Source organism: Salinimicrobium oceani (assembly GCF_012037645.1).
Genome location: NZ_JAAVJR010000007.1, coordinates 1 through 25,284, shown reverse-complemented (window position 1 = coordinate 25,284; position 25,284 = coordinate 1). Strand labels below are relative to the sequence as shown.

The window sequence follows — 25,284 nt, the reverse complement described above, 5'->3', positions numbered from 1 at the left end:
TCGGTTCATGATTTTTGGTTTTTGACTCATCCCACACCCCCGCCTCTCCCTGAGGGAGAGAAGCTTTGAATTGTTTTGCTCCCTCTCCTTTGGAGAGGGTTGGGGAGAGGATGAGCACAATCTTAGCTCCGGGATAGCGGCGGCATATTTACATGTACGATCACATGACTCCGCTTCTAAGCTCGTACTCCAATTTAACTGCCTTTATCAAAGTAGTACTGCATTTATTTTATTATTAACATTCAAAACCTATATTTGTCTTTACCTATAAGTCCCAAATGAGTATCAGGCAATTAATTGTTGTTGTTAGTATTTTGCTTTTCGTTTCTTCCTGTGTCCCCACAAAGAGGTTAATGTACCTGCAGGAAGACGGTACGGCAGCAGATAGCATCATTTCTGTGGAGCGAATTCAGAAGCCTTATCGAGTACAGGTGAATGACCTTTTAAGCATTAGAGTAAAAGCCATAGATCAGGATGCCGTAGGTATGTTTAATCCAATTGGAGAGGAAAATCCTAATGCCACTGGCGAGGAACGTATGTATTATGACGGATTTCTCGTTGATGCTCATGGGAATATACGTGTACCTACATTGGGAGAAGTGAACGTCCTGGGGTTTACAGTTGATGAGATTAGAGAGAAGATCGAAAAAGCCCTTTTAGAGACCTATTTTCGAGAGCAGGCAAATATTTTTGTTACAGTCAAATTAGCCGGGATAAGGTATACGACCATTGGAGAAATAGGGTCGGGAAGTCAGGTGATCTATAAGGAGCAGGTGACGATCATGGAAGCCATTGCTAATGCCGGCGACATTTCAGAATTTGGAGACAGGACAGATGTGGTAATTGTTCGGCAGTATCCGGGAGGAGAAAAGCGACATCACATAGATCTTACTAAGATCGATGCCATGCGTTCGCCTTATTACTACATACAGCCCAATGATCTCATTATAGTAAACCCGCTTCCGCAGAAAGCCTGGGGATTAGGAACGACAGGACTATCAAATTTTCAAACTGCAACATCAGTATTAGCCCTTGTAATAAGTAGTATTTTAATATTTACCCGTTGATGTATGGCACATGAAGATGATCATATTAGCGATGTAGGTTCCACCTTTGATTTTAAGGGTTTTGTACTTAAAGTTTTTAGTTACTGGCAGCTTATCTTGCTTTCTATTGCTATTAGCGTGGGGGTGGCTTATTATAACAATGTTAGAAAACTTCCGGTTTACAGACTTGGCAATTCCATTTCCATAAAGGACGATCAAAATCCCTTTTTTACCAGTAATACCAGTCTCACCTTTAACTGGGGTGGCACTTCCGACAAGGTGAATACCGCTATGACCATTCTCAATTCGCGGTCTCATAACGAGGAAGTGGTGGAGCGCCTGCAATATTATATAGGTTATCAGCAGGATGGGGAGTATCAGCGAGTGAATGCCTATGGTTTTACTCCTTTCAAATTGATTGCCGATACTGCAGCATTTCAGGCACAGGGGAAAACCTTTACCGTGCGGTTTAAAGATCCGGAGACTTTTACCTTAACTACCAGCTTTTCAGGAGGCAGTGCATCTGTTTTTAATTATAAAACTAAGGAGTATGCTTCAGTAGTAGTGGAGGACGGAGAATTCAGTCGGGAATATCGCTTTAATGAACCTATTGATCTGCCATTCTTTAGTGGCCGATTCGTTCCCACTAATATGCCTGCGCAAATTGACAAGCCTTTTTACATACAGTTCAGGCATTTCGACGGAACAGTAGGTCGGTTCCGCGGAGTTTCGGTGAGTCCCCAGTCCCAGGGCGCTTCAGTTTTAAATCTTTCACTTACAGGAGATAATAAAGCTGAAATTGTCGATTATCTTAATGGTACAGTACAGGTGCTGAGCCAAAACATGCTGGAGCGTAAGAACCTTTTTGCTACCAAGACCATCAGGTTTATTGATAGCTCTCTCAATGTAAAGGCTATGGAGCTGAAGGTGGTGGAAGACGAGTTGAATAATTTCAGGAATACAAATTCGATATTGGATATTTCCGCGGAAAGCAGTCAACTCAACTCAAAACTTACCGCTCTTGATGTTCGGAAGGAAAATATTGACAGGCAGCTGGCCTATTATGAAACTTTAGAAGATTATTTAAAAACGCGCAGCGACTATTCTGATGTTCCGGCACCTTCAGTCGCTGGGATAGCCGAAGGAAGTATTGTAAGTGGGGTAGGAAGAATTCTGGCTTTGGCCGAAGAACGTCGAAAATATGAGTATTCCCTGCAAGAGAATTCCCCGGTTTTCAACGATATCGATCGACAGATCAATGCGGTGAAAGATGTATTGCTTGAGAATATGAGCTCCTCGCAGCGCCTTTTGCGAACCGAATTAAAGGATATCAACCGCGATATCGCTTTAGCTGAAAGTGAAATTAGAAAACTTCCGCAGGAAGAACAGGATCTACTCAAGATCCAGCGGAAATATTCGATTAGCGAACGTACTTACAACCTGTTCCTGGAAAAGCGCAGCGAAGCCGGATTAATAAAGGCTGCCAATGTGAGTGATGTGATGGTAATAGACACGGCAAAAGATACCGGCGGCGGACAAATAGGCCCAAATACTCAGCTAAATTATGTGATGGCCTTAATGGTGGGCGGCATGATCCCGCTTACTTTCGTATTCCTGCTCGTTTTTCTTAACACAAATGTGCACAACGCCCAGGAGGTGACCCGGCTTTCTCCTATTCCCATTTTAGGTATGATTGGCAAAAGCAGGATGGATACGAATCTTGCTGTTTTCAATAAGCCGAAATCGGCCATTGCTGAAGGTTTCCGGGGCTTGAGATCGAGTTTGCAATTTATGTATAAGAAACAAGGGGTCACCGGCTCTAAAACGGTGCTTATTACCTCCTCAGTTTCCGGGGAAGGAAAGACCTTTTGCGCTATGAACCTGGCCACCGTTTTTGCATTGAGTGAAAAGAAAACTGTGCTAGTCGGTGCCGACTTACGGAAGCCCAAGATCTTTGATGATTTTAAGATCAACAATGACGTGGGGGTAGTGAATTATCTAATTGGTCAGGAGTCACTCGAAAATATCATTCAGCCAAGTATGGTGCCGCATCTGGATGTGATCACCGCGGGGCCTATTCCTCCTAACCCTTCCGAGCTGCTTATGAATGAGCAGATGGAGATCCTCATGAACGAACTCAAGGAGCGCTATGACTACATTATTATGGATACTCCGCCGGTTGGAGTAGTTGCCGATGCACTCAACCTCATCAAATACGCCGATGCTACGCTCTACCTTATCCGCCAGGATTACACCAAGCGCGGTATGCTGGAAGTGATCAATGAGAAATACAACAAAGGGGAAGTAAAGAACATTTCTTTTGTCCTGAACCACTTTGTCCATCGCGCGAAATATGGGTATGGCTATGGCTACGGTTATGGTTACGGTTATGGTTATGGTTACGGCCAATACGGGAAAGGCTACGGGCAGCAGGAAACGAGAAAGAGTAAACTGAAGAAGAAGTGGAGGGAGGTTATGCGTAATTTTGAGTAGTTCTCGCTTTGCTTACATAGGGGAGAGAGGGGAGAGGAGAGTGGAAAGTCCATACTCAGAGGAATTATTCTCGCGTTGCTCAAAAAGTGTAGAGAGGACAGAGGAGAGAGGAAAGTCTATACTCTAAAAATTAATCTCGTTGTGGTTTGGATTTATTGAAAAAGGAAGTGTAAAAAAAGATCTAATGGAAGAAGTTAAATTTAATTTTGAAGATCTTAAGGTATATCAAAAAGCTCTGGACTTTATTGACTTTACGTATAGCCTCACTGCAAAATTTCCGAAGGAGGAGTTGTATGGTTTAACTTCACAATTTAACCGTGCTGCTGTCTCTATAGCTTTGAATACTTCCGAAGGTTCTGGAGATACAGATGCCCAATTTCACCGTTTTGTTCAGACAGCAGCTGATTCAATAAGGGAATGTGTCACCTGTTCCACTATTGCATCCAGGAGATGCTTTATTACCGCTGAGGAAAATAATAAGGCCAGACTCATGCTTTTGGAGTTATTGAAGATGGTAAGTAGTTTACAGCGTTACCTTAAATCTAAGAAGAAGTGAATGTATTCAAAGACTATCCTCTTCCCTCTCTCCACTTTCAACCGTACTTGGTAAAAATTCAATCATAAAAACAGGCTATCATCAGAAACGATAAACTACAAAAAACAGCCCTCATCACCGGCATCACCGGCCAGGATGGAGCTTATCTTGCAGAACTTTTGCTTGAGAAAGGCTATATCGTGCATGGCATCAAGAGGAGGTCCAGTCTTTTCAATACTGAAAGAGTGGATCATCTTTACCAGGATCCACATGAGGAGGATATCAGGTTTAAGTTGCATTACGGGGATCTGAGTGATTCCATGAATCTTACGAGAATTATCCAGGAAGTGCAACCCGATGAGATCTATAATTTAGGAGCCATGTCTCATGTCAAAGTGAGTTTTGATACTCCTGAATACACAGCCAATGTGGACGGCTTAGGAACCTTGCGTATTCTGGAGGCGGTTAGATTATTAGGACTTACTAAAAAGACCAGGATCTATCAGGCATCAACTTCAGAACTTTACGGATTGGTGCAGCAGGTCCCGCAGACAGAGAAAACACCATTTTATCCCCGAAGCCCTTATGGCGTGGCCAAATTATATGCTTATTGGATCACCGTGAATTACAGAGAAGCATATGATATGTTCGCCTGTAACGGAATTTTGTTTAACCATGAATCGCCCTTGCGTGGAGAGACCTTCGTTACCCGCAAGATCACTCGGGCCGTTGCGCGAATAGCTCTTGGAATGCAGGTGAATTTTTTCCTGGGAAATCTTGATGCACAGAGGGACTGGGGGCATGCAAAAGATTATGTGGAAGCCATGTGGCTTATGTTGCAGCAGGAAAAGGCGGAAGACTACGTAATAGCTACAGGAAAGACTACCTCTGTTAGAGACCTGGTGAAAATGGCTTTTGCCTGTGTGGGTATTAGTGTCGAGTTTTCAGGAAATGGTATTGACGAGATTGCCAGGGTGGTGAATTGTGCTGACGATGACTTCCAGGTGGAGACCGGAAAAATTGTTCTGAAAGTGGACCCGAAGTACCACCGGCCTACCGAGGTAGACCTACTTATTGGAGATGCGTCAAAATGCAAAGAAAAACTGAGCTGGGAGCCAAAGCATAGTCTGCAGGACCTGGTAGAGGAAATGGTGGCAGCAGATGTGGACCTGTTTCGCAAAGAGAAATACCTGAGAGAGGGCGGACACAGGACGTTGGACTACAGGGGAGAGTAAAAAGAAGTGATCAGTGTTCGGTGTTCCGTGATCCCATGTTTAGGATCGAAATCAGCGGCTCCTTAACGCCAACGGCTAAAGGCTAAAGGCCAAAGGCTAACAGCTTTATTTTAAATTTAATAATTATAGGAAGCAGTATCAACAGTGAATAACGATTCAAAGATATATATCGGGGGACATACCGGCATGGTAGGTTCAGCCTTAGTGCGCAAGTTGAAAAATGAGGGTTTTAAAAATGTTATTTTTCGCACCTCTTCTGAACTGGACCTAACGAAACAACAGGCTGTAAAAGCCTTTTTTGAAACGGAAAAACCTGATTACGTTTTTCTTGCCGCTGCAAAAGTGGGAGGGATACTTGCCAACAATACTTATAGAGGTCAATTTCTATACGAGAACCTCATGATCCAGAACAATGTGATTCACCAGAGCTACGTGCATGGGGTTAAAAAGTTACTTTTCCTGGCTTCTTCCTGTATTTATCCCAAAATGGCTCCACAGCCCATAAGAGAAGAATACCTGCTCACCGGGAAGTTGGAACATACGAATGAGCCTTATGCCATAGCCAAGATCGCCGGACTCAAAATGTGCGAAAATTACAATTTGCAGTATGGCTGTGACTTTATATCGGTGATGCCTACAAATCTTTATGGTCCCAACGATAATTACGACCCCGAAACCTCCCACGTTTTACCGGCACTGCTGCGGAAATTCCACGACGCAAAGAACGATCAAACAGAAACAGTAGAGGTCTGGGGCACAGGAGCTCCAAAAAGGGAGTTTTTACATGTTGATGATTTGGCTGAAGCCTGTCTGCATCTGATGAAGACCTACAGCGGAAATGTCAGCGTGAATATTGGGACAGGAGAGGATATCTCAATTAGAGATCTTGCCGAATCGATCAAGACCATTACCGGTTACAAAGGAAAGATCACCTGGGACACCTCGAAACCTGATGGTACACCCCGAAAGCTGCTGGATGTTTCTCTAATTCATAGCCTTGGCTGGAAACATTCTATCTCTTTGGAAAAAGGAATCAGGAAAGTTTATGAGGAGAAATTTCTAAGGTAGAGGAGAGAGGAAAGAGAAAAGTGGAGAGTGGAGAATGATGCGTTAGCTGAACTTCCCTCTTTCCTTTTTCCGCTAGCTGAGCAAAAGCGAAGCATTCACCCACTGCCAGATATGAAAACTACTGCTGGCATCTCCCGCTAAATACCGTTTCCATTCCGTTTCCAGTTCCTCATGATCGAACCAATCGGCGGCAGGAGAGGTTTTAAGTTGCTGAAGCTGCTCTTCTACAAATGATCTCAGTTCGTTTCCTAACCACTCCCGCTGCGGTGTCTGCAGGGGGCGTTTGGGAGCGCAGGATAACTCCTTTGGCACTATTTCAGACAGCAGTTCCCGGAGCAGGTATTTACCTTGTCCGTTGCAGATCTTATAAGCCTCAGGTGGTGCGAATGCAAATTCTACGAGTCGGTGGTCGAGGAAAGGCTCCCGCAATTCGGTACTGTAAGCCATCGAGATCCTGTCGTTAAACCTGAGTGCCCGGGGAATTTTTGTATAGAAGAGATCCCGGTACTGCAAATTTTGCAGCTTGTTGTCAAAGGGTTCTGGATATATCGGTTTTTTAGCCAGGGACTTTTTATTCTTCTGTAAAACATTCGGGCGGAAAGGAGACCTGTCTCCTGTTCCCTGGATGGTGCTTCCGGAGTTTTGGTAATAATCATACCCCGCCCATTGCTCATCCATGCCCTGTCCGTCCAGTAATACCTTCACTCCGTCAGCTTGAGCTTGTTTAAAAATGGCGGAGTAGGCGAGGGTAGGAATACCGCCGAAGGGTTCATCCTGTAAGCTACGAATATGTCGCGTTGTTTCCTCCACTTCAGAAGCTGAAAAAAATATTTTTTGCAATGGGTTTCGGGTGGTGGCGATCATCTGTTCCACCCATGGCAATTCGTCGTAGCGCTCGTCTCCTGTGTAAAAAGTGTAGGCATTGATCTGTTTCTTATCTTCAAACATATTCACCAGGGCAAGCAATAGCGAACTGTCGACTCCGCCGCTAATGTTAAAAGCCACCGGCACATCGGCCCGAAAGCGAAGCTTGATGCTGTCCTTTAAAAGTTCAAGATATTGCGCCTTTACCTCTTCAAAAGGTAAATTTTCAGCTACTTTTTTAACTGCAGATTCAAAGTCATACCATTTGCTGATCTTCAAATTTCCTTCGGAAAATTCCATGCAATGTCCGGCGGGCAGTTGGTATATTTCTTCGTAAAAGGTTTCATTTGGCATTCCATATGAGCCGTAACTGAAATAATTCGCCCAAACCTTGAGATTGGGAGAGGTGTCAAAAATGACATTTTTGAGTGCCTTTATTTCGCTGCTGAAATAGAGGTTGTTATTAGCTTCAGAATAATAAAAAGGCTTTACCCCAAATCTGTCCCGGGCTGCAAAAAGTTTCTTTTCCTGTGTGTCCCAAATGGAAAAGGCAAACATCCCATTGAACCTTTGCAGGCATTCTTTTCCCCAGCGAAGGAATGCGGCCAACAGCACTTCGGTATCGGAAAAGGTCTTGAAACTGTAAAAAAATTTCAGCTCCTCTTTCAGCTCTTCATAATTATAAATCTCCCCGTTAAAGCTGAGGTAATACCTACCGGAATTATCTACAAAAGGCTCATTAGCCTGGGGAGAAAGATCTATTATAGAAAGCCGGTTATGACCGAGAGCTGCATATCCAGGATCTATGTAAGAACCGGTATGATCGGGACCACGATGTTTCTGTGCCCGGAGCATTTTGTCGAGCTCTTCTTCAGATGGATTTGGACCGATGATACCTGCTATACCACACATTTCTTATTGTATAATGTATATTGAAAGTTGTATAATGTAATTTTCAAATCTATTGAAAATTTTGAACTAACGGGTGAAAACACTATGCCTGTCAGATGAGCCTCCTTTTAGGCCCGGGGAGGGCAGAGAAGGAGAGGTCGAAGACAGGAGTTACTATAACCGTTTTTGGTTTTGCCCCTGACCCTAAAGGGAGCCCAAAAACGGTAGCAGAAATCAAAAACAACATACAATAAACCAGAAACTACAAACCACTACCGACTACTGTCTAAAGACTTTTCCTAAAACGGTAAACAGTAAACGGATAAAAAAGCACCAATCCACAAGTCCATAATTTTGCCCGCCGAAACTTTCAACGTAGGTGGGCCAATAAAAAACAAGGAACTATGAACAACAATCTAAAAATCACTACCGACTCCCGTCATAACTTTCCCGAAAACGGTAAACTGTAAACAAAAAACGTCCTAACTTCCCTCTCTCCACTTTCCACTTTCCACTAAAAAAAAAGCACCAATTTCCAAGCACCAAATTCCATTTTTTTACCAAAAACTTACCGACTTCCGGCTACCGTCTAAAGACTGTTTAAAAAAACCGTTTTTGGTTTTACCCCTCCCCCTAAAGGGAGCCCAAAAACGGGAGCAGAAACGTTAAAAACAACAAACTATCTTTCCTCTCTCCACTTCCCACTCTCCACTTCAAAAAAGCACCAATTTCCAAGCACCAAATTCCATTTTTTTACAACTCTTTTTTAATCTATTTCGATTCCAAAGAAAGAAAAGCCAAAGGCCAAGAGTCAATGGCTAATAGCTCTGAAACAACAACAAATAGCTTCCCTATTTCCACTCATACTCAGGTTCAGCTCCGGAGGAGCGCAATATTTATAGCTGAATATGTATTTTTTGAAGAGGAGCTCCAGCGGAGCGGCATACGATAAAAAAGCAACAATGAACAAGGGCCAAATTTCAGTTTAGTGTTGTACTTAGGATAACCACAAGAAATAAACACAACCGTTTTTGGTTTTGCCCCTGACCCTAAAGGGAGTCCAAAAACGGGATTAGAAAAGTAAAAACAACAAACGAATAGTAAACAGCAAACAGTAAACAAAAAACCTGATAATTGTTTATTGTTCCCTGATCATTGCCAAAAGCCTTTCGGCTTCTTCCCAATCCTCCGGCGTATCAATATTCACATAAGGATCTCCCGTAGTGTCAATAAATCCAATATTTTTTCCGTAGAGCGAATTCTGCTCCAGTAGCACTTCTGTTTTGGTAAGGTAGATAGCACCATCGCGATGAAAGGCTTTTGGCAGTTCCTGTCTTCTGGTAATGATATCCTTTTCCCCTGTAGCGATCTTGAGGTTTCCGTTTACTTCCTCGAAAACCCAGTGCGGATTATACTCTGCAGGGACCTCCCGTACCGACACCAGAGAATCAAAATTGCCGCTGCTAAATTTCTCTATGGCTTCGTCGATTAACCCTTTTCTCCTAAATGGAGTAGTGGGTTGCAGCAGACAAAACGCATCAAATTTTTCCCCTTTTTGAGCAAAGAAGTTCAGTGCATGTTTTATGACTTCCAGGGAAGAAGTATCATCGGCTGCCATGGCTGCAGGTCTTACAAACGGCACTTCCAGACCCATTCTTTCGGCCACTTTTATGATTTCCGGATCTTCTGAACTCAGCAAAAGCTTTGAAAGTAAAATTGCATCTTTAGCTGCTTCAAAAGTATATTGAAATAAAGGTTTTCCTTGAAGCGGTTTGATGTTCTTTTTAGGTATGCCTTTGCTGCCGCCACGGGCGGGGATGAGTCCGAGGATTTTCATAACACATGCTTGTCACCTCGAGCGGAGTCGAGAGGTTGCCTGCTTCAAATATAGTTTTTTTGAGGAAGTTTCAATTCGAAGTCTATCCTCTTTCGGTTTAATGAACTTCTTTTGTATTTTCACCCACAGAATTATACCTCCATCTTTAAGTTGAGCGAGAATAACGAAACTTGGTTATACGAAATTACGCCGAAGCGCAAACTGATCGATCTTAATTTTAAGGAGATCTGGCGCTATAGGGATCTGCTTATTCTTTTTGTAAAGAGAAATATTGTAACAGTATATAAACAGACCATCCTCGGCCCACTATGGTATTTCATACAGCCGATGTTCACAGCTATTACCTTCACCCTAGTCTTCAATAACATAGCTAATATCCCCACAGGTGAGGTGCCTTCATTTTTATTCAATCTTACCGGGATAACTGCCTGGAACTATTTTGCGCAATGCCTCACTGGTACCTCAGATACTTTTAGGAGCAATGCCGGATTATTTGGGAAGGTATATTTTCCAAGGGTTATTATGCCGCTGTCCAATGTTATTACTAACCTTTTCAAGTTTGGTATTCAAATTGGAGTCCTGCTGGTGGCTTATCTTTGGGTGGTTTTTAGTGGTATAGACTTAAGTCCTAATTCGAACCTACTACTTTTTCCCGTGTACATCTTAATGATGGCTTTAATGGGACTCGGGCTGGGAATGATCATTTCTGCCTTTACAACAAAGTACCGGGACCTTACGGTCCTTGTAGGATTTGCCACCTCTCTTTTATTATACATTTCCGCAGTGCCTTATCCTTTGGCTGAAGTGGAAAAGGAGATGCCAGAATATGCCTGGGTAGTACAGTACAATCCATTAACGCATATCATCGAAGGTTTTAGATATATGATCCTGGACTCCGGAACCTTTAGCTGGTTTGGCTTTTCTTATACCCTTGCAATATCACTTTTTCTCTTCCTTATAGGCCTGATCGTTTTCAACAGGACAGAGAAAAATTTTATTGATACCGTGTAGAAAATCACCTCAATTTTTTGGGAAGTTGAGATTAATACATGATGGTTTTGCTGTATGTCAAATCGACTACAGCCAGAATATCCGCCATTCTTTTACCAGCATCACCTTTCCCATAGAGATCTGAAGAAGGTAAATGCTCTCTGGCAATTGCATTCTTTGTTGCTTGCAAGATCTCTTGTTGGTTATAACCGACATCAGATACATTCTCCGCACGACTCCTTCTGTGCTGCCTGTTTCCGATATTAACTACCGGAACTCCCAAGTATGAACATTCCCGTAATCCGGCACTTGAATTTCCAATTAGTGCCTTCGAATACTTCAGGAGTTTTAGGAAATCCATGGGATTCATGTTCTTGAAAAAATGTATGTTCTGAGGCTTTTCCATTTCCCGGAAAGAGCGGATTCCATTAGAGGTTCCATCGGAACCGGCATCCACATTCGGCCAGAACCAAAAGGTTGGATAATCCAGCTCTTTAATGGCTTGAAGTGTTTCCAGAACATGAGCTTTGGATTGTTTGTATTCTGTGGTTACGGGATGCTGCATGACAACGATGTAGCCATCTTTCCAGCTTATTGGTAATCCTACTCCACCATACTTTTCTATAGGGTTAAAATCTAATCTGCCATTCAATTTAATCTCCTTTGCAAGGTCGATAGAAGGACAGCCGGTGTTGATCACTTTCTCAGGATCCTCACCCAGCTTGATGACCCGTTCCCTGGCATCATCAGTGCACACCAGGTGCAGATCGGCCAGTTTAGTGTTTGCATGCCTTACTTTTTCATCAATGCTGCCGGTTACCTCTCCGCCCTGTATGTGTACCAGCGGAATATTTTGATAGGAAGCCGCAATAGAAGTAGCTATCGTTTCAAACCGGTCTGCTATGGTGATCACTGCATCAGGTTGCAGGTTGTAAAAAACATTTGTGAGTTCCATTACTCCAAGTCCTGTGGTCTTTGCCATAGTAGTAGGATTCTCTCCCTCCAGTACCATAAAGACCTTTGCAGCGATCGGGAAGCCATCTTTTTCAATAAAATCAACTGCGTTCCCGTACCGGTCCAACAAAGCTGAACCTGCTATTACCAGTTGTAATTCCAGGTCAGGGTGACTTTGAATAGCAGTTAGTGCAGTTTTGATCCTACTGTAAGAGGGGCGTGCCGTTACAACAACACAGATTTTTCGCGTGTTCATAAATAATAAATCTAAAATTTTAATTAGTGTTTTATGTAATCGACTAACTAAGCTTGCTTTAAAATTAAATGTTTTTTCAGACCTTTAACTTTACCCTCAAATTCCTCTTAAACTTTTCAAATTCTTTTTCTAGCTTAACTTTTATAGGATAGTTGTCGAAATAAGAATCACCTCCTTTGAACTGGTGTAGCTTTGGTTCTTTTCCATTGACACCTTTTGCCGCCTGCATAGACGAAATTTGATCGTATAAAAATGGAAAGAGCTGATATTTAAAAAGAACTCGTTCTCTCGCTTCACGAATTGCTTCTATACTTTTTTCCCACTTGTTTGACTCCAGTAATTCTTTGAAAAATAAATCGATATGCTTATCCTTTGGGTCTATTTGAATGTAGGAGTTTTCCGGGAAGTAATTGGATATTTCTGTACATCCGAAATAAAGAGGTAAAGTGTAACTCAGGAAACAATCTGATATTTTTTCGGTCCAGTAATATTGGTTGTTAAAGTTCTCATAGGCAATTCCATATTTAGAATTGCTTAGAACCTCCCACTTATCATTAATAGGGTTTATTCCTCTTCCGTACAGGCTGATATTAGGTAATTCTCTAATAGTATCTAAAAATTTCATCCTTGAATGATGTCCTTTAGATGATCTTTGATCACTAGTTATCCAAACAACCTGATTCTTTTTTTTCAATGAACCGGGCTGTAGCGTATTAAGAAAATCAAAATCCTGATCGATATGCCATGGAAGGGCACCATGGGACAAAATGGTATTTTTTCCGGTTGGTATTTGTGCGCAAATAAGGCTAGCCTGCTTATTGGCGTACTGTCGGTATTTCGAAACCTCATTAGGTGGTTCCAAACATAGGTGAATAATATTATCAGGACTAACCTTTATTTCGAAGTCTTTTTTAGGATAGTCTAGAATCACCAGGTAATCACATTCCTCTACATCATCTTCGGTAAAGGTAAAATCGTTCCATACCAAATTCTGGCCCGGCGTCTGCCTCTTTATATCAGGATAAGAATAGTATCGGACTATTTTTATTAACATTGAGCATCAAAAAATTTTATTTCACTACTATTCATCGTAAAGATCAGAGTTCTTTAAAAAATCCCATTTCTTTTGATTTTGTTTGGTTCTTTTACCAATTACATTTCTGAAATTAGAAGCTTCGATTCCAAAGCCTTTTGGTTTTTTAGATTCGAGATCTTGAAAAGAGATGATATGTCCAGCAGGCAAGTCCTTATTTACTGCGAGTGACTTTTCAAAAATGTTTTTTAGCTCTTTAAAGTCAGAGTTGTTTTGCTTATCGACTGGATGTGCTTGTGCGGTTGCGATATTTTTTACGGCAGAAACCAGTTGCTTTATTTCCTGAATTTCCAAAGAAGAAGTTGCATCGGGGCCGAACATCTTGCGATCAAAAACAGCATGAAATTCTAAAATCTTAGCTCCTAATGCAGTGGCGGCGATGCAGGTTTCAATTCTTGCAGAATGATCAGAATAACCCACTGTAACTCCATACCGCTCTTTCAATTCCTGGATCACATTCAGCCCATAATTTTCAGGATGTGTAGGATAGGAGGTGGTGCATTGCAGAATGGAAAAATAAGTGTTGTGTTTCTTTAGGAATGAAACAGTTTCATCCAGCTCTGCAAAAGAGCTCATTCCTGAGGACAGGATCACCGGTTTTCCGGTTTGGGCTATTTTTTCAAGTAACAGCAAATTGTTCACCTCGCCCGATCCAATTTTATACCGTTTTACACTTAATTGCTCCAGCAGATCTACGGCCGCATTGCTAAACGGAGAAGCCATAAATTCCACTCCTGCTTCTTCGCAATGAAATTTCAGTTCCTGCCATTGTTCTGGACTAAATTCCATACGTTTCCAGTAGTCATACCTTGTTTCATCCTGAGTCGAGAATTTCACACGGAAAGGCTCATGTACACTACTCTCTGCCTCAGCTATATGCACCTGGAATTTTACTGCGTCCACGCCTGTTTCTGCCAGCGCATCAATATAGGAATGGGCGATACCAATACTTCCTTCATGGGCCTGAGCTACTTCTGCAATTAAAAACATTAGGGTGAAATTTGAATTTGAAGCAAGTTAGGTTATTCTAATCTTTTAATAGTCTGGATTAGGAAGTTGGGAAAACTTCTTTAATTCTTTTTCATTAATTGGCTTTCTATACCTCAGAATATCTTTTATGCCTAATGCCGAAATAACAGTGGCAGAAAGAAAAGATCTGAAATAAGCGGGATTCCTTACTGCATATTTTGTGAAGTTGTGAAGGTATAATTTCAGTAACTTTTTAAACATTAAGGGTAAAGGATAATATACAAGATAAAAGAAAAAAGTGTTTTTTAGTTGTTTCTCAAACCTGAATAAATTTGCTCCTGAGTCTTTTCTTGATTGCATATCCTTTCGATGATGCACCATTACTTCATGAGTGAACATTATATCATATCCCGCGCTAAGTGCTTCTAAGGCAAGGCAGATTTCTTCGCCGTAAATATCAATCCACTCGGGAAAACCTCTTGTACTGTCATAAACAGACTTTTTTATTGCAAAACCGCAACCTAGAAAATCTTTTACCAGTAAATTTTGCTTTTTAGCAGTAACATTTTCTTTCGAAAATGACCTGCTTTGTAGTTGCCCCTTTATTTCCTTATAACCTATGATTCCTACTCCGGGATTTTGATTAAAAAGTTCTTCCGTAATTTCTATAAAATTTTCCTGCAGTGGATGTGCATCATCATCAAATCCATAAAGTATCTTTCCCAAGGCTTTCTTGTACAAAATACTTCGAGACTTAGAAGCGCCTAAAGGAATTTCTGATGTCTCCCATTTTATTCGAGGCATTAACCCCATAAGTTCATGAGAAGTATCCGTACAACCGTCTAAAAAGACTCGTATTTCATGAAGTGCAGGATCTAAGGATGCATGAAGAATATTCAGAGTTTTTAAAAGCTCCTCTCTTCGATTTCTGGAAACTATTAAAACAGAAGCTCTCATGATCTTATTTTATTCAAAACTGATCTTAAGTGACCATAAGAAAGATATTTTTGTAGATCCTTCCTGTCAAGACGAAGAGAGTTGGGATTGTCTTTCCATTGTAGAAATAATTTTTCAATGTATTCACTTATTTTGACGATATTGTCAACTTCCGCCCAATAAAGATATTTTTCACCCAATAAACGGCGGGATTCGCTTTTTTCTGGTCCTAATAATAAGATGGGTTTGTTTGCTTCCACACAGTGTGGAAATTTACCAGGAAGAAAGGGACTTATTTCCGCTTTGGATTCCAGGATCACATTCACGTTTGCCTTTCTTTGTAAAAATCTCACCTCCCTATAAGGCACATTGCCCTGACTGAATATTAATTGAGGGATTTGGCTATTAAACTCGTTCAATTCTTTGCTGTAATTATCCCCACTACCCAGTAGCACCAGCCGTGCCAGATTTTGGGCCTCCTTATTTTTTTTTAGAAATTGATTAAATCCTTCAATTAAACCAAAGGGTGGACGCTGTAGCATCAGATTACCTGCATGCAGTACAGTAAATTTTTCAGGATCATAAAATTGAGATTCTGACTGTTCATCGTTTTCATTAATTTGATGAGGTATGATAACCGACTTCCCTTTTAATGCGGGAAATTTCTCCTCCATCCACTCGGACAAATATAGAGATGGAAATCCCGCCCATTTGCATTTTAAAGACAGGTCATAAAAGAATTTTATCTTTTGCTCATAACCCGGTTCGGACCACTTATAAGGCTCGGGGTAGAAGTGAAAGGGATAAGGATCATGAATGTAGGCCATCCACTTTTCCTGAAGCTTAGGAAGTGCTAAAAGTGCATAATGAGGACGGTAACTCGCGCCTTTACTTAAAGTCAATACAAGGTCGGGTTCGAAATTATTTTCTGACATTAAAGCCTTAGCTATACTGGCGGTATCGTTAAAAAAAGTAAATGAAAATCCGGAAATAGGCTCTAGGAACCTGGCAAGATTAATGTTCAGACCATGCTGCAGCTTTCTTTGCAGTCGACTAAGGAAGTAATGCCTGGAAGTTTTTATTTCTTTTATCGAAACAGATTGAATTCCCTGTATTTTTATGTCTCTGCGTGTAAAATGATAAACTTTCAGTTCAAAACCAGCCTTGTCTAAGTTTTGGATCAGGGCGACGTTTGCTTTTGAACCACTGCTGTCTTCAACATTTATGGATTCTGCTACGACTAAAATTTTTTTAATCCTTGACAACTGCTATTGTTATTAATGAATAGTAAAACTAATAAATAAACAGAGACACCGGGGCTGTATCATCATGGGAAAGGAAAAGGGATCTTTTAGCTGGAAGTGATTAGACGAACAATTTTCTCTGCGGCCTTTCCATCTCCGTACGGATTTTTTTTGTTAGAATAATCTGGTGGCATTTTTAGTAGTTCAAAAGCTTTGGATATTAGCTTGTTTTTATTTGTACCCACCATGAAGGAAAAACCTGCATCTACTCCCTCCATTCTTTCTGTAGTTTTTCGTGTCACCAGTACAGGTTTTAGGAAGGTCGGAGCTTCTTCCTGAATTCCCCCGGAATCCGAAATAATGAGATGGGACTGCTGCATTAGCCATAACATGGCCGGGTAGGGTAAAGGATTGATCAAATGAATATTTTCCTGACCTGAAAGAAGTTCATGGACTGTATCCTTGACTATCGGGTTCAAATGCACGGGAAAAATTAGTTGTATGCTTTCTTTCTGGGAGATCTCAAGGAGACCCTGGCAAATTTCTTTTAAGCCTGTGCCAAAATTTTCCCTTCTGTGACCGGTGACAAGGACGATTTTTTTGGAAGGATCAATTATTTTTTCTAATTCATTTATTTCTTTGCAGGAAATACTTTCGTTAACCTTTTTTATACCCCAAAGTAAGGCATCTACAACTGTATTGCCGGTAAGAAAGATTTTATTCTCGGGAATACCTTCGGAAATTAAATTTTTTGCTGCAGCCGGAGTTGGTACAAAATGATAATCTGTTATTCGGGCAATAATTTGGCGGTTTATTTCTTCAGGAAAAGGAGCAGAAGCATCATAAGTGCGAAGCCCTGCTTCTACATGACCAACTTTTATTTTACGGTGAAAGGCAGCCATTGATGCAATTGCAGCAGTTGTTGTATCTCCCTGAAGAAGTATGAGTTCTGGTTTTTCTTTTTCCAGTACCAAATCTATTTCTTCAAAGATTTTGGAACTTAACAGATTTAATGATTGACCTTTTGACATTATATTCAGATCGTAATCTGGAATAATTTTGAAGAATTCTAAGACCTGGTCCAACATTTCCCGGTGCTGTGCAGTCACGCATATACAGTGGAGTATATTTTTGTCTTTTAGCTCATGAAGTATTGGGGCCATTTTAATGGCTTCAGGTCGGGTGCCAAAACAGAGGAGAATTTTCAAGAGTAAAATTTAAAGATTCATAACTTTTTTAAGGGCTCTAAAATAGAAATTTCTAAGGCAGTACGGGATTTTCGATTTTTGGGGAGTTGGAATCTGTGAAATAAAATCCACCTCTAATTTTTTCTCTTCCTCATATTTATGGTTTTTGACAATTTCGTCAATTTTATTCCCAATATGGTAAGCGTAATGTTCAGCGGTGGATAAGCGGTACCACCCGAGACGATCAGCAGGTTCGTCAAAATAAATATTTTCAAAACCATTTTTAAATTTCCAGTCTGGAAAAGGATTTTCAGCTTTAAAAATTTCTCTTCTATAAGTAGCTACAAAATGTCCAGCTCCTATTATTGCCGGAACTTGATCTTCAATATAATATTGTTTTTCTCTCCATGAATACTTGTTTTTATTTCTCCACATCAAAGCGGGGTTTCCCATGCCCTTTATAAATAGATCGCAATCCTCGTCCGAAACTTTTTTGTCATACTTAATTCGCCGTAGCAAAAAGTTATCAAAAAACACTGAAGAATTATTATTAAAGGCTAAATTCTGCAGTGGAAGTGGAGAGACTACTCCAGCTTTAGGAAAAGTTTCGAAAATTTTAAAAACAGCTTTTTCCCAACCACTAAAAAATAAGACGTCAGCATCAGAAATAGTAATAAAAGGTTCAAATGAAGCTTTTGCTTCACTTAAAGATGCATTAACTTTTCCTCTATTTTCTTTGAATTGAACATGCTTATCGACTGCCCCGGCTTTTAAATAGTCGTTAATTAAATTTGTGACTTCAGGAATAGAATTGTTATTTAAAACTGTTATAGCAGAAGTTTCATAATTAATTGTTCTACATAGGGAAGCCAGACAGAATTCGAAGATTCTAAGGTTTTCCTTATAATACTCCTCAGTTAAGTTTGGGATGTAAACAGGTATAATAATACGATGGAACTTTCGTAAATTTTTTTCGAGTTTTAATTTTTCTGGATTAATGCCTGTCCGCATATAATGTGCTCAATAAAAGGCTGTTTAAAAAGCTAAAGTAGCTATATAATTTCAGGTCTCTTAGATAAGTTATAGAAAGCTGGAAAAACAGAGATAAATTTTTCTTGTCATTGAGAACTGTCTTTTCGCACTTTTTATAAAAAATTTCTTTCTGTTGATTTGTAAAGCGCTCTCCATGTTTCGTCAAAAGATAGTTGTAGAACTTAAATGACCCTTTATTTTTCAACCTAAGAAGTTTCTTTTGTCCAGAAATATTTACATCACTCAAACGAACTGAGACAATGGAAGAGTTTATTGTGAAAATACTTTTGAAATCCGATATTTCCAATAGAGCTAAATCGTCTGAGTGCCAACCTACTGGGAAATCTTTAAATTTTTTTTGAACTTCGGTCCTCCTGAAAATATATTCACTTAAAGAACTTCTTGTCTTTCCACTAACCTTACGAAATAAAAAAGAAACTGAATTCTCTATTTCGGGATGTGTGTATATTATTGAAAGAGGATTGTCTTCACTATCTATGACTAAGCTAGCATAACGTATGACATTAATCTTTCTTTTTTCAACTTCTTCAACATGACTGTAGAAATCTGAAATACAGTTCCTGTCCAATACATCGTCATCACCCAGTATCATTACCCATTCTACTTGATCTACTTTGTTTAGGCATCTGTGCCATTGTTCAGTTAGGGACCGGCATCCTACATTGTTCTCAAACTTAAAATAATTTATATCGAGTTTTTCTGTAAATTCATTGATAACCTCCATAGGATCCTCTGGACTAGCATCATTTCCTATATAAACAGAGAAATTTTGATTTGTCTGACTTTCCAGGGAAATTAGAGTTTTTCGAAAGAAGTGGATTTTAAAATATGGGATAACAACCGCTAACTTCACTTTTAGAAATTTGTCATTTTCAATAAAATTTTTCGGAAGTAAAAATGAAATAAAATTGTGGTGTTTAGCCGTATTCTGTCAAAAATATTAAATAGATGGTGAGATCTTATAACATTTTTGATAATTCCGATTTTATTCGAATCATACGAGTAAATAAGAAAATAGCGAGTAAAAAATGATAATGTCTTACGGGTATGAATCTTTCTTTTTGTCAGAAAATTGAAAACTTTGATCTGTACGATTGCACGCGTTTTTGTAATAATGAAATTTTCGTCATTACCTTCTGTTACTGAAGCTTTATGTTTTCTTCGGTAAAAAAGAACTTCTTTAACAACTTCAAAATCTGGTTTGTCTAGTAGAAAATGCATTGAAAAAAGAGCCCATTCTTCTGCATAAAATAAATCCTCATCAAATTTAAAATCAATAGCATAATCATATCTAAAGAGGGGAACCTGTGCCACGAATTTTATATCTCCTATTAAAAAAGATTCACCCAAAGTCAAGTTTCTTTTAATTTTGACCTCTCCAATTTGATTCCAATTAATTTCTCTGTATTCTTTAAAGTTACTCCATCCACAAATTGAAAATTTCGATTGTGGATTTTTGTATAAGCTTGATATTTGTAATTCTAACTTCCTTGGGTGCATTAAATCATCATCATCAAAGAATTGTATATAATTCGATGGTCTCTGTTTTGCAAGGCTCAAACCATAGTTCCTACTGGCAGAAAGTCCCTTATTGTAGTTTGAAGGCTTTTGATAATAGGAAAATCGTGGATCTTTTGTTAAAAATTGATTAACAATTTCAGAGGTATTATCGGTAGAAAAATCGTCTATTATTAGGCACTCCCAGTTAGGGTATGTTTGAGCAAGAATAGAGTTCAGGGTTTCCCCAATTAAATGCGCCCTATTATGAGTAGCCAACAAAATGATGACTTTAGAATGTTGCATAGGTTATTATTTTTTCAAACATTTAAAGATAAGTTGCAGGCTCCTTCGCCTATCATAACCTGTTAATAAAGTTGGCCTTTTTAGGAGTATTTGAAGAAGAGTCTTTAGATTCTGGTTCTCCTCTTGCCTGTGCATACTACTTCTTAATTTGAGGTCGACATTTTTGAATAGGGAAGGAGGATTAAAAGAATATAACTTTTTATCTAAAATAGAGATGTCTCTTTTAAAGTCTTCATATTTTTTTAAAAAGTTATAGACACTAATTTTTTCGTGGCGGTGCAGGGAAGTAAACAGCTCAGCATAATCCTTTTTGGAAAGTAAGAACTGTTGGAAAAAGCTTAAATATGAAAACTTTAGTACTGTTCTGAAATTTTTGTTTTCATGGGTTTCTTCCTCATCAATGCGAGAAGAAAGACTATTTTCATGACTCCTGTAATTATAAAGATCCTCAGAAATGTGCTGAAATTTACTATGGACAAGGCTCCTTAACCAAAAATCATAATCCTCAACCGTATGGAGATTTTCATTATATCCTCCGTTTCGTTTAAAAACTTCTTGTTTATATAAAAAACAAGCTCCTACAGTATTCTCAAGAAGAAGATGTGAATTCTCAGTATGAACTACTTTTCTCCGGAATTTACCGTCATCCTCTATTATGTTGTAATCTGTATACACGATATCTGTCCCGGTTGTTTCTATTGTTGTCACCATTTTTTGAATCGCCTTCAAATTATAGGAGTTATCGTGAGAAGTCCAGGTTAAAAGATTTCCCCGCGCCATCTTATGTCCAGTGTTTAAACTTGCTGGTAATTTTTGATTTGTTTTGTTACTATATACAGTTACTCTATCATCTTGTTGTGCAAATTTTTCGGCTATCTCCAGGGTTTTGTCGGTTGATGCATCATTAATAATGATCAATTCTATTTTTCTGTAGGTCTGAGCAAGGCAACTGCCAATAGATTCTGCCAAATGCTTTTCTCCATTATAAACAGGTAAAATTATGGAGACTAATTTGTTATGATTATTTATCTCTTTCGTCACCCAGTATATCCTTTTTAACCATTTCCAGAAGTGCAGTTGAAGTCGGATAGTCAAATTTTCTGGCAAAATATGCATTCGACTTTTTTAGATCTGCTAGATCGGATAAATCTAAAACTGCGGGGTTATTCCCGTTTCTGGCCACCCAGTCAATATGGCGTAAATTATCATTTTTGATTCTCTTTGAAAAGGGAGAATTGAGAAGAACAGTTTGAAAAAAGAATTCTTCTGCACATAAGGTATGTTTAAACCTGTTTAATAAAATTTTATTTTGTTTTGTGTAGTTCACCACGTGATTCAACGAAGGGCGACTTAGGCTCCACCATGTGGAACCTGCGTACAGTTTAGGCATGTTAGAAGATAATTTTCTCTTGTAACCGATCCATTTTTGAAATCGAACTATTCTTCGAATCCATCCATTCTGTTCGAGGTTTTTGGCATTTAAATAATCGTAAAGATTAAAATATTCTAATCTATCCATGCCGTTATTATCTGCCCATCCCTTTTTAGGAACAGAAAAATAGTCCAGAAAGTCCGAGTCTTTATTTTGATTTAAAAATGGGACAAAATCTTCTAAAGATTTTATAGGAAAATCATGACCACTAATAAGATGAAAGTAAAGGTTGGTTGGATTATTTAGGGCCTCTTGAGAGAGGTGCAGAATGGCCCGAAGGTGATTTAGACCGCCCCAGTTAACTTTGTACCTTTGAGATACAAGACTTACAATAGGATTTGATTTTAAATCCAGTAATTGCTTTTTAGGCACCTTTACCTTTTTGTCGATATGGATATAAACCCGGAAATTGTGATCGAAAAAATCAATTATTTCCTTAAGATGATCGAAATTTTTATAAGCCGTTATCAAAATTGCTTGCCTCATAAAGCAAATTAGGTTCTTATGCCCCAGTTGAGAAATTCCTTAATTATACGCAAATCCTTACGGGAGAGATTTCTAAAATACAAATATTTGAAAAAGGCTTTTGCAGCATTTTTTTTGTCTCCAAAACCTCTATAATTACTGTATAATCTGAAGTATGTATATCCTCTTTCGTCTTTAGTTATTTTTCTGCCGTTGAGAGCCTGTGGGAGATCGTCATGATAAAGCGCAGAAAACTGTTCATTTGATTTGAGCCAGGACTGGTCTTTGGTACCAATAGAATAATGTTCAAGTAAAATTTCATTCGTAACAAAATTTTTGTATCCTGCCTTTCTACTCCTTAGAGAAATACTTTGATCATAATTATGAAATCCCGCCAAACGTTCATCAAAGCTTATGTCAGTTTTCCTCATTGCCATGAAGACCCCATCAATTAAGACCACTTCGGATAAAGGTTTTTCTGTGAACCCGAACAAAATCTTTTCTTTTTTCCCATTGGGGTAATGTTGGATAATGTTCATTACTTGATTTTCCCTTTCATGTTCCCACCAGCTTGATGGAATTTTGGTCTTTATTCTTGATCCTGCTAAGCCTATCAGTCCTATCTCTTCATTATTTTTAAAATAATCGAGTAAAATTTCCCCGAATTTAGGGGTATGAATTAGCACATCTTCATGAATAAACAACAGGTAAGAAAATTTTGATTTTCTAATTCCCAAATTGTAAGCTTCAAAAATATTATATCGGTTTGTCGAATTGTCGATAGTAATTATTTCGTGCACAGATCCTACTGTAGCTTCAATATTCTTCCTAAAATTCTTTTCGAGTATCCCTTTTTTGGAACAAATAATTATAGAAATTCCTTGCACTAATTGAAAAGTTTTTCTTTGTAAAACCTTGATAATCTTTTTAAAAGGAACGGATATTTACGCACCAAGAGAAAACCGCGAATCGTTTCCCCTCGCTGGATGAATCCTTTTGCAGTCAAATATCTTAATTGCCGAGAACCAATTTCTGACTGCTGACGAATTGTGTCTAAATTGGATGGTTTACATTTTTGCAGATAATGCAGCATTTTTTCTCTTCCTCTTAATTCCATTTTAAAGATTTCCAGCCATCCACTTTTTTTTTCGGCCATTCCGATTACACTTTTATCATGGTGTCTAAAGTAGTTTAAAGAATCTGATATAAAACCAATTTTTGAATTGCAAAGCAGCTGAATATAATAAAACCAGTCAGCATAATACTTCATATAAGGTTCAAAAATTAAGGGGGTAATTTTAAGAAGATCATCTCTCTTAAAAAGAACTCCGCTCACATTAGGAATGACATTTTTGTGTATAAGGTAGCTTTCAATGAATTTATTGCCATCCATTATGAAATCTTCAGTAAAAAAGTTTCCAAATTGTAAAGTGTGAGTTATCCAGTTTCCGGTAATCTCTCCACTAGAATTAATTCTATGTGACTGGCAGTAAACTAAAGCAACCTCTGGATGCTTTAAATGGACGTCGACCAGTTTCTCCAAGAAATTTAATTCACAAGAATCATCAGACTCTGCTATCCAAATGAAGTCTCCAGTTGCGAGAGAGATCCCCTTGTCCCATTGAGCGAAAGTACTGCCGGAATTTTTTTCATTTAAGACAACCTGACTAACCTTGGGATGAGTGGCATATTTTGAAAGAATTTCCCGGCTGTTGTCTGTGCTGCAGTCGTCGAGGAGAATTAATTCAAAATCTTGAAAAGTTTGATGGAGTATGCTTTCTATCCGCTGTTCCAGAAAATAAGAATGATTATAGTTTGGAATAATAACAGAGACAAAAGTTTCGTCACGCTTTATTAACACAGCTTTTTATTATTTGGAAAACAGTGAATAGGTTTTTTTTATGATTTTTTTAGGAGATAAGGAATTCTTTCTAAGAAAAGATAGAGTTCGGAATAAAAAGAAGCTTACCTTAAATAAATAACTGTTTTCAAATTTACTCTTATTTTTTGACAATTTGACATACTTCTTTTGGGCAGAAAGTGCACTATTTTTATAGAATAACATCTTATTTTGAAGACTTAAAACATCATTTGCTTGCCCAATAGAATGTTGTCTATACTCTAAATTTGTCTTTGCGGCTTTTTTAGCACTCCAACCTTTTTCGATTATTCTTAAGAACAGATTATAATCCTCAGGTAGATCCGTCTTAAGATATCCCCCCACTTCCGCAAATGATTTTTTCTTGAACATGGATGATCCATGGATGAAATTGCTCTTTTTGAGAGAATTTAATAATTCAGATTTGGTATTATACTCCCCAAAGTTTACCTGGAAGTAAGTCCCATCAACAATCCCTCCTTTTCTGTCTTCAGTAAGTGTTTCGTACTTCAGCCTTGCCCTTGCTCCAAAAAAAGCATAATCTGTATAGGCAATTGCAATATTTTTATTACTATCTAAAATTTTGGATGTTTCTTCTATATAATTACTTAGGATTCTATTATCTGCACCTAAGAAAAAAATATATTCGGAGGAGACTAATGAAATAGCTTTATTAAAATGATCGACTACACCCATGTTCTCCGAATTTCTGTTGTACGAAATTAAGTCGGGATGATTCGCCATGTAAAATTCCGCAATTTCCTGAGTTTCGTCATCTGAACAATCATCGGTGATCAAAATTTCATTGGGTAAAATTGTTTGCCTTAAAACTGATTCTATAGCTTCAATTAGATATCTTCCATAGTTATATGAAGCTATAATACAAGCAATTTTGTCCTGTCTTAACGAAGTAGAGTTTACTACTGTCAGCCTATTTAATAAATGAGGGTCAAAATTGTTTCCTTGATGGCACGAGACTGCACCATTAAATCGTTTCTTAACTTCTTCCACAACAGTAGCGTTGTACTCCCCATGCGGATAGGCAAACCAATTA

The 25,284-nt window shown here is 38.9% G+C and carries 22 protein-coding genes; 6 read left to right on the top strand and 16 right to left on the bottom strand.

Going from position 1 to position 25,284, the window contains the following annotated elements; genetic code table 11:
* Positions 1 to 278: 278 nt before the first annotated feature.
* From HC175_RS12175 to HC175_RS12155, 5 genes are all read left to right on the top strand, one after another.
* On the top strand, positions 279 to 1,067 hold the full coding sequence (locus HC175_RS12175) for a polysaccharide biosynthesis/export family protein (protein WP_168138779.1): 789 nt from the start codon (positions 279 to 281) through the stop codon (positions 1,065 to 1,067).
* Positions 1,068 to 1,070: 3 nt separating this feature from the next.
* On the top strand, positions 1,071 to 3,539 hold the full coding sequence (locus HC175_RS12170; protein ID WP_168138778.1) for an exopolysaccharide transport family protein: 2,469 nt from the start codon (positions 1,071 to 1,073) through the stop codon (positions 3,537 to 3,539).
* Positions 3,540 to 3,723: 184 nt separating this feature from the next.
* Positions 3,724 to 4,095, top strand: coding sequence for a four helix bundle protein (locus HC175_RS12165; RefSeq protein ID WP_168138777.1), 372 nt, complete (start codon positions 3,724 to 3,726; stop codon positions 4,093 to 4,095).
* Positions 4,096 to 4,175: 80 nt separating this feature from the next.
* Positions 4,176 to 5,309, top strand: coding sequence for a GDP-mannose 4,6-dehydratase (gmd, locus tag HC175_RS12160; protein ID WP_168138885.1), 1,134 nt, complete (start codon positions 4,176 to 4,178; stop codon positions 5,307 to 5,309).
* Positions 5,310 to 5,453: 144 nt separating this feature from the next.
* The gene (locus tag HC175_RS12155) at positions 5,454 to 6,377 is read left to right on the top strand and encodes a GDP-L-fucose synthase family protein (RefSeq protein WP_168138776.1); all 924 of its coding nucleotides are present in this window, start codon (positions 5,454 to 5,456) and stop codon (positions 6,375 to 6,377) included.
* 72 nt (positions 6,378 to 6,449) lie between these two features.
* On the opposite strand, the gene asnB is transcribed toward HC175_RS12155, so the two are convergent.
* On the bottom strand, positions 6,450 to 8,153 hold the full coding sequence (gene asnB, locus HC175_RS12150) for an asparagine synthase (glutamine-hydrolyzing) (RefSeq protein ID WP_168138775.1): 1,704 nt from the start codon (positions 8,151 to 8,153) through the stop codon (positions 6,450 to 6,452).
* Positions 8,154 to 9,270: 1,117 nt separating this feature from the next.
* Positions 9,271 to 9,969, bottom strand: coding sequence for an acylneuraminate cytidylyltransferase family protein (locus HC175_RS12145; RefSeq protein WP_168138774.1), 699 nt, complete (start codon positions 9,967 to 9,969; stop codon positions 9,271 to 9,273).
* Positions 9,970 to 10,080: 111 nt separating this feature from the next.
* Here HC175_RS12145 and HC175_RS12140 point away from each other — a divergent pair, with 111 nt between their 5' ends.
* Complete coding sequence (locus HC175_RS12140; RefSeq protein WP_438865937.1) at positions 10,081 to 10,980, top strand: ABC transporter permease; 900 nt, start codon at positions 10,081 to 10,083, stop codon at positions 10,978 to 10,980.
* A gap of 31 nt (positions 10,981 to 11,011) precedes the next feature.
* Here the strand turns inward: HC175_RS12140 and neuC are convergent, their stop codons facing one another.
* From neuC to HC175_RS12070, 14 genes are all read right to left on the bottom strand, one after another.
* Positions 11,012 to 12,169, bottom strand: a complete 1,158-nt coding sequence (gene neuC, locus HC175_RS12135; RefSeq protein WP_168138773.1) for a UDP-N-acetylglucosamine 2-epimerase — start codon at positions 12,167 to 12,169, stop codon at positions 11,012 to 11,014.
* 76 nt (positions 12,170 to 12,245) lie between these two features.
* Complete coding sequence (locus tag HC175_RS12130; RefSeq protein ID WP_168138772.1) at positions 12,246 to 13,157, bottom strand: glycosyltransferase family 10 domain-containing protein; 912 nt, start codon at positions 13,155 to 13,157, stop codon at positions 12,246 to 12,248.
* A 93-nt stretch (positions 13,158 to 13,250) separates the two neighbouring features.
* Positions 13,251 to 14,252 (bottom strand): N-acetylneuraminate synthase family protein, encoded by a 1,002-nt coding sequence (locus tag HC175_RS12125; RefSeq protein WP_168138771.1) that lies wholly within the window; start codon positions 14,250 to 14,252, stop codon positions 13,251 to 13,253.
* 45 nt (positions 14,253 to 14,297) lie between these two features.
* A complete protein-coding gene (locus HC175_RS12120; protein ID WP_168138770.1) occupies positions 14,298 to 15,188 on the bottom strand; it encodes a glycosyltransferase family 2 protein in 891 nt (296 codons plus the stop codon).
* Positions 15,185 to 16,432 carry a glycosyltransferase family 4 protein gene (locus HC175_RS12115; protein ID WP_168138769.1) on the bottom strand — a complete coding sequence of 416 codons (1,248 nt, stop codon included), beginning with the start codon at positions 16,430 to 16,432 and terminating at the stop codon, positions 15,185 to 15,187. Before HC175_RS12115 ends, HC175_RS12120 begins: the two co-directional genes overlap by 4 nt.
* 86 nt (positions 16,433 to 16,518) lie before the next feature.
* Positions 16,519 to 17,619 (bottom strand): non-hydrolyzing UDP-N-acetylglucosamine 2-epimerase, encoded by a 1,101-nt coding sequence (gene wecB, locus HC175_RS12110; protein ID WP_262887231.1) that lies wholly within the window; start codon positions 17,617 to 17,619, stop codon positions 16,519 to 16,521.
* A gap of 9 nt (positions 17,620 to 17,628) precedes the next feature.
* A complete protein-coding gene (locus tag HC175_RS12105) occupies positions 17,629 to 18,609 on the bottom strand; it encodes a glycosyltransferase family A protein (protein ID WP_168138768.1) in 981 nt (326 codons plus the stop codon).
* Complete coding sequence (locus HC175_RS12100) at positions 18,593 to 19,504, bottom strand: glycosyltransferase family 2 protein (protein ID WP_168138767.1); 912 nt, start codon at positions 19,502 to 19,504, stop codon at positions 18,593 to 18,595. The genes HC175_RS12105 and HC175_RS12100 overlap by 17 nt, the downstream gene beginning before the upstream one ends.
* A 2-nt stretch (positions 19,505 to 19,506) precedes the next feature.
* Entirely contained in the window at positions 19,507 to 20,454 is a 948-nt protein-coding gene (locus tag HC175_RS12095) for a glycosyltransferase family 2 protein (RefSeq protein ID WP_168138766.1), read from the bottom strand.
* A 6-nt stretch (positions 20,455 to 20,460) separates the two neighbouring features.
* Positions 20,461 to 21,570 (bottom strand): glycosyltransferase family 2 protein, encoded by a 1,110-nt coding sequence (locus HC175_RS12090; protein WP_235942610.1) that lies wholly within the window; start codon positions 21,568 to 21,570, stop codon positions 20,461 to 20,463.
* Complete coding sequence (locus HC175_RS12085) at positions 21,476 to 22,372, bottom strand: beta-1,6-N-acetylglucosaminyltransferase (RefSeq protein ID WP_168138764.1); 897 nt, start codon at positions 22,370 to 22,372, stop codon at positions 21,476 to 21,478. The genes HC175_RS12090 and HC175_RS12085 overlap by 95 nt, the downstream gene beginning before the upstream one ends.
* Positions 22,373 to 22,380: 8 nt before the next feature.
* Positions 22,381 to 23,238, bottom strand: coding sequence for a glycosyltransferase (locus HC175_RS12080; protein WP_168138763.1), 858 nt, complete (start codon positions 23,236 to 23,238; stop codon positions 22,381 to 22,383).
* On the bottom strand, positions 23,238 to 24,212 hold the full coding sequence (locus HC175_RS12075; protein WP_168138762.1) for a glycosyltransferase family 2 protein: 975 nt from the start codon (positions 24,210 to 24,212) through the stop codon (positions 23,238 to 23,240). The genes HC175_RS12080 and HC175_RS12075 overlap by 1 nt, the downstream gene beginning before the upstream one ends.
* 9 nt (positions 24,213 to 24,221) lie before the next feature.
* A partial coding sequence (locus tag HC175_RS12070; RefSeq protein ID WP_168138761.1) for a glycosyltransferase occupies positions 24,222 to 25,284 on the bottom strand: 1,063 nt, incomplete at its 5' end.

What these genes read in the sequence shown, in the direction of transcription:
- HC175_RS12175 (WP_168138779.1), top strand. Translation starts at nt 279, where the DNA reads ATGAGTATCAGGCAATTAATTGTTGTTGTTAGTATTTTGCTTTTCGTT.
- HC175_RS12170 (WP_168138778.1), top strand. Translation starts at nt 1,071, where the DNA reads ATGGCACATGAAGATGATCATATTAGCGATGTAGGTTCCACCTTTGAT.
- HC175_RS12165 (WP_168138777.1), top strand. Translation starts at nt 3,724, where the DNA reads ATGGAAGAAGTTAAATTTAATTTTGAAGATCTTAAGGTATATCAAAAA.
- asnB (WP_168138775.1), bottom strand. Translation starts at nt 8,153, where the DNA reads ATGTGTGGTATAGCAGGTATCATCGGTCCAAATCCATCTGAAGAAGAG.
- HC175_RS12145 (WP_168138774.1), bottom strand. Translation starts at nt 9,969, where the DNA reads ATGAAAATCCTCGGACTCATCCCCGCCCGTGGCGGCAGCAAAGGCATA.
- neuC (WP_168138773.1), bottom strand. Translation starts at nt 12,169, where the DNA reads ATGAACACGCGAAAAATCTGTGTTGTTGTAACGGCACGCCCCTCTTAC.
- HC175_RS12125 (WP_168138771.1), bottom strand. Translation starts at nt 14,252, where the DNA reads ATGTTTTTAATTGCAGAAGTAGCTCAGGCCCATGAAGGAAGTATTGGT.
- HC175_RS12120 (WP_168138770.1), bottom strand. Translation starts at nt 15,188, where the DNA reads ATGAGAGCTTCTGTTTTAATAGTTTCCAGAAATCGAAGAGAGGAGCTT.
- HC175_RS12105 (WP_168138768.1), bottom strand. Translation starts at nt 18,609, where the DNA reads ATGCGGACAGGCATTAATCCAGAAAAATTAAAACTCGAAAAAAATTTA.
- HC175_RS12095 (WP_168138766.1), bottom strand. Translation starts at nt 20,454, where the DNA reads ATGCAACATTCTAAAGTCATCATTTTGTTGGCTACTCATAATAGGGCG.
- HC175_RS12090 (WP_235942610.1), bottom strand. Translation starts at nt 21,570, where the DNA reads ATGCATATTTTGCCAGAAAATTTGACTATCCGACTTCAACTGCACTTC.
- HC175_RS12085 (WP_168138764.1), bottom strand. Translation starts at nt 22,372, where the DNA reads ATGAGGCAAGCAATTTTGATAACGGCTTATAAAAATTTCGATCATCTT.